Raw genomic sequence first — 4,730 nt, 5'->3', positions numbered from 1 at the left:
GGGCCTTGACCCCGGATGTTGAACACACGAGACACTGGATCCTGAGGATCTGAGAACGGACATCTCGTGGTCATGAAGAACTATCCGCCGCAGTTCAAGGCGGACGCGGTCGCGCTGTATGAGTCGCGGCCGGAAGCGACGATCAGGTCGGTCGCAGGCGCTTCCGGCGCTCGGCCACGACGGCGTTCGGGTTCACGTCGAGCGCTTGCTTCCGCACGGTCATGGTCACCGCGTTCAGAGGAAATGCGTGGGCGAGACGGTAGTTGCTCAGGACGTCCCGCGCCTCCCTGATCTCCTCGGGCGTGCCCGTCCCCTTACCGATCGTCCGGCTCGCGCGTTGGACGCGCGTTCGAGTTCTCAGGGACCAACCCACTTCTTCATGGTCGCGACCGTACAGGGCCGCGCCGACGCCCGCCTGCGGTTATCGCCGCGGTCGGCGCGGCCCTTTCCGAAGATCGAGGAGACCGTCCGGCGGCTGTCGGTCGATACGGACGCACGGCCGTCGGGAGCTTGGCGGAGCCCGCCGGCCGTGCGGGGGAAGCCCCCGCCGACTGGTTGGTGTGGTGGTTCACCTCGCCCACCGAGACGAGGAGCTGGGTGCTGCCATTGCGGTGGGCACCGTCGTTTCCGGAGGTGCTTGTAGTCGTAGCCCTTGTCTGCGTGGGGCTTGGCCGGGCGCCGGCGGCGCGCTCCGCGACAGGAACGGATGGGCGGGACCCCGCGCACGAGCGGCTGCAGGCCAAGGCTGTCGTGCGTGTTGGCATCGGAGATGCCAAGCGACAGGACATTCCGTTGCGGTCGGTGATCAGGTGGATTCTCGATCCCGGCTTGCCGCGGCCGGTCGGATCCTGCCCGGTGAGCGGCCCCATTTTGCCGCCCGGACGCTGACGGAGTCGATGGCGCATCGCGACCAGTCCAGCTCGCTCCGAGCCCCGAGTTCGCGCGCTGTCACATTCGCCTGATGCTGAACAGCGGGACGTGTGCGAATTCAGGTCACACCTGCGGCCCGTCCGCCCGCTCGGCAATCAGTCAGTGACGCGAGCTGCTCGTTCGCGGAGTTCCTGCGCCTCAGGAACTCCGCTGTACCGCCGCAGGCGTACGTGCATGTCCCGCAGCGCTGCCCGGACCTTGACCGAACGGATGCCGTCGGCGCAGTCGAGGAAGTCGCGCCAGGTGGCCATGGCGCCGTCGACGTCGCCTTGGCGTAGGCGGACGCCGCCGAGGTCGGCGAGGACGATGGCGCGGGTGCGGCGGCGGTCGAGGCCGTGGATGTCGAGGGCGAGGTGGAGGTGTTCTTCGGCGGCGTCGAGGTCGCCGAGGCGGGAGAGGATCATGCCGGACTCATGGGCCCAGCGGCCGGGGGAGTAGTGGGCGGCCCAGGAGTCGCCGCCTTCGGCAGCGGGTCTGCCGATGGCGGTCTCGGACGTGGCGAGGTGCTTGGTCGCCATATGGCGGTCGTCGTCCTGGGCCGCGGCGTTGGCGAGGGTGGCTTCGTAGTAGGCGACGGCTCGCGGATTGTCCAGGTGGCGTCCGTACTCCACGCAGGCTTCGCCGAGCTGGACGGCTTCGGCTCGGTAGCCCAGGTCGACGCACTGGACGGCGAGCCCCCGCAGGGCGGTGGCGGATAGTTCGGCGTCGCCGGCCTCGGCGGCCAGGCGGAAGGAGTGGGAGTAGTAGCCCTGGGCGAGCCCTCGTAGTTCGGGGGTGTCGCCTTCGTCCTGGGCCATCCAGCCAGCGAGGTGGACCAGCTGGGAGGTCGCGGCGAACAGCTCGCGCCCGGTGGCTTCGGTGAAGCGGCCTTCCAGCCAGGGGGCGACGTCCTGGGTCAGGTAGCGGACTGCCAGATGGCGGGCGTGGCCGCCGCCGAGTTCGGACGCCGAGTCGCCGAGGGCCTTCACCATGTGGCGCACAGCTGCCACTTCGCCCCTGCCGACGCGGACGGCTCCCGACGAGACGGTCGTGGTCCGGCGGCTGATGCTCTCCATGTCGGGCAGCCCGAGGGCAGACAGGGCGTATCCGCTGGAGGCGAGGATGAAATTCCGGCGGTCCACGTCGTTCCTTCCCAGCTGGAGGACTGATGCCACGGTATCGGCGTGGAGTGCCGTCGGCGCGATCTCTGGAAGGTTGATCGCTTCTGGATCCAGTCCCAATACCTGGGCGATGTAGGGCCACCAGTGGTCGGGGGTCCGCTCACCCTCGATCCAGCGCCGGGCGTGCTGCCTCTGCAGCCGACGAGGGTCGCCACTCTCTGCCAGACCGAGTGCGCGCGCTAACTCCGATGGCCCCCAGCCCCGTTCATGACACGCCTGCTTGATCAGCTCGGCGACAGCCGGGTTCCTCGGCACCCCGTCACCCTCCCCACCTGGATTACGCGGGATTACGCAGGACTACATCCTGGGCCCTGCCCCAGGAGCGCGGATCGTCGTTGACTGAACATCACCCCTTGGATCTCCGATTGGCTCGAACAGGCGCTGCTCAGGGCCTGTTGGCGCCTCTCCGGACGCGTGAGAGGAACATCGGTGACGACGACCGGCCACGACCCCCGCGGCTGCACGACCCCGCCCTCGGCGGGCGACGAGACAACGCAGAATCCGGCGCCCCAGAAGGCGGCCGGACGTGACTCCCGACAGACGACTCCGATCGTCTGCGGCCTCGCCCTCCTGGATAAGGACCCCCGCTACGACCGACGGACCGGGCACACGGCCCTGCCGATCGAGGTCCGCTTCCTCGACGGCACGAAGACCACCACAACCCTCGAAATGGACCCGGGCAGAGTCCTCCTGCTGAGCGCCCAGCTGGAGCGAGCAGTCGCCCTGCGCGCGAAGGCCCAGGAAGCAGCGGCCACGTGATCCGGCCCGCGTTATCCGATCCGCTCGGAACCGCCCTGGCCTGGGTGTGGGCGTTCGGCACAGCGGCAGGACTCGCCATGATCGGCACGCTCGCCCAAGGCGAGTACTCGGCTGATCAGGACTTCCTGGCACACTCCTCGCTCAACGTCGACGACCAGGGCCCGAACGACACGGCCGGATAGGACCACCGTGGTCCCGCCATGCCCTCCCTGCTCTGCACCACCCTGCGAAGGGAAGCCGATGATCAGCCAGCTCAGCAGTGATACGCAGCCCCTCCCCGTGTCGGTCGCGTTCAGCGGTCCCGACAACACCGGCAAGACCAAACAGATCGGAATCCTCGCCCGCCGTATGGGCTCTGCCGCCACCTCGGCAGGTCCCCTTGACCACTACGACCGGCGCTGGGCGGCCATCAAGGCCGACGGCATGGGCCGCTGGTGGTTCGAGACGGGGCCGGCCGAGGAGGTCGCCGATGTGCTCGCCCATTCCTACCTGGAGCGCTCCCGGCATCCGTACTCCGCGCCCGTACGGTTTCTGGACCGCGGGATCCCGATGCTGGAGGCATCCGTCGCGGCCACCGTCGCCGTACGGGAGGACCTGGATGCCTGGCGGGCCGCCGACCGTGCTCGATCCCTCCTGGCGCCGTACGAGTCCGATCTCCGGGCAGCCGAACGAGACGAACGCGCCCTCCTGCTCCTGCACTGTGAGGACGCCGAGGAAGGTACCCGCCGCAGCCTGTCCCACGAGGCCACCGTCACGGACATTTACGCGGCCTACCAGCGCCATCTCCACACGCAGATCAACCGACTCGTCGCGGACGGCCGCTTCGACATGCTGATCCGCATCGGTGACCGACCGACCGTCACCATCCAGGACGAGGTCCGCCGGCACCTGGCGCCCCTGCACCCCGCCATTCCCAGCCGAGCGCTGGCAGACGTGCACGTCATCGCCCTCGGCGGAATGTCGGAGAGCGGCAAGAGCACCGCCGGCGAATATCTGCGAACCCACCACGGGCACGCCCGCCTCAAGATCGGTTACCTGATCGAGGACGCCGCCGACCGGGCGGGCATCGCGGACCCGTACCGAGTGGCCCCGGTCGTCCAGGCCGAACTGATCGTGGACGGCCTCGATCGGTACTGCGAGGCCCACCACTTCATTGACTGCGTCAGCGTCGAGTCGCTCCACGATTACGACTCGGCGGTCGAGCTCGCCAGGATGCTCGGACCTCAGCTCACCACCACCTACCTGGACACCTCCACAGCCGTTCGGGCACAGCGCGGGACCGCGGGTGCCCAGGACGTGGCCAACCGGGACCTCGTCAAGAGCGCCAGGGGCGCCGACAAGATCGCCACCATTGCCCAGGAAGTCGTCAGCAACGACGGGCCCCGCTTGGCGCTGGAACGCAGACTGGACCAACTGGTCCTGGCCCGCCAATGGCCCGAGCACCAGCCGAGCACCATGCCGGTCAACGCCCTGGGCCTGCCGGTGCACCTGGAGTCTTACCTCTCTGCACTCCTCGATCGCCTGACCGGACGGCAGCCCCTGATCGACCTCCTGGTCGTCACCGGCAGTGGGGCCCGGGGCAAGTACCAGCACGGCTGGAGCGACCTCGATTTATTCGTCGTTGCCGAGGCCGAATCCCTGGACGGGATGCGCCGCGTCCTGGCCGAGCTGGCAGCCGAACTCGGCGGAGTCAAACTCGGACTGACCGTGCTGACCCGCGCCGAGTGCCGGGCCGGAGCCGTCACTTCCAGACTTCTGCACGTCCTCGCGCTCATCGGCATCGGAGGTCTCGTCCCTCTGTGGTGTGCTCCAGGGCTGGCTCTGCCTGTCCCGGACGCAGCCACCGACGTGGACGTGAGCCTGCGCGACGGGATCCAGGCC

4 protein-coding genes and 1 pseudogene are annotated in these 4,730 nt (G+C 68.8%); 3 read left to right on the top strand and 2 right to left on the bottom strand.

Annotation, left to right across the window (positions count from 1 at the left end; genetic code table 11):
* Positions 1-624: 624 nt before the first annotated feature.
* Together EES43_RS17955 and EES43_RS17950 are read right to left on the bottom strand one after the other, a co-directional pair.
* A pseudogene (locus EES43_RS17955) lies at positions 625-940 on the bottom strand (transposase); the annotation flags it as partial.
* A gap of 85 nt (positions 941-1,025) precedes the next feature.
* On the bottom strand, positions 1,026-2,051 hold the full coding sequence (locus EES43_RS17950) for a tetratricopeptide repeat protein (RefSeq protein WP_206430075.1): 1,026 nt from the start codon (positions 2,049-2,051) through the stop codon (positions 1,026-1,028).
* Positions 2,052-2,519: 468 nt separating this feature from the next.
* Between EES43_RS17950 and EES43_RS17945 the strand changes: the two genes are divergently transcribed.
* From EES43_RS17945 to EES43_RS17935, 3 genes are all read left to right on the top strand, one after another.
* The gene (locus tag EES43_RS17945; RefSeq protein WP_124269634.1) at positions 2,520-2,849 is read left to right on the top strand and encodes a hypothetical protein; all 330 of its coding nucleotides are present in this window, start codon (positions 2,520-2,522) and stop codon (positions 2,847-2,849) included.
* Complete coding sequence (locus EES43_RS17940) at positions 2,846-3,031, top strand: hypothetical protein (protein ID WP_124269633.1); 186 nt, start codon at positions 2,846-2,848, stop codon at positions 3,029-3,031. Before EES43_RS17945 ends, EES43_RS17940 begins: the two co-directional genes overlap by 4 nt.
* A 58-nt stretch (positions 3,032-3,089) precedes the next feature.
* Positions 3,090-4,730 (top strand): nucleotidyltransferase domain-containing protein (locus EES43_RS17935; protein ID WP_164493194.1); only part of this gene is annotated, 1,641 nt, incomplete at its 3' end.

This window comes from Streptomyces sp. ADI96-02, assembly GCF_003846185.1.
Taxonomy (GTDB): Bacteria; Actinomycetota; Actinomycetes; order Streptomycetales; family Streptomycetaceae; genus Streptomyces.
This window is presented reverse-complemented; position numbering and strand designations above follow the sequence as displayed.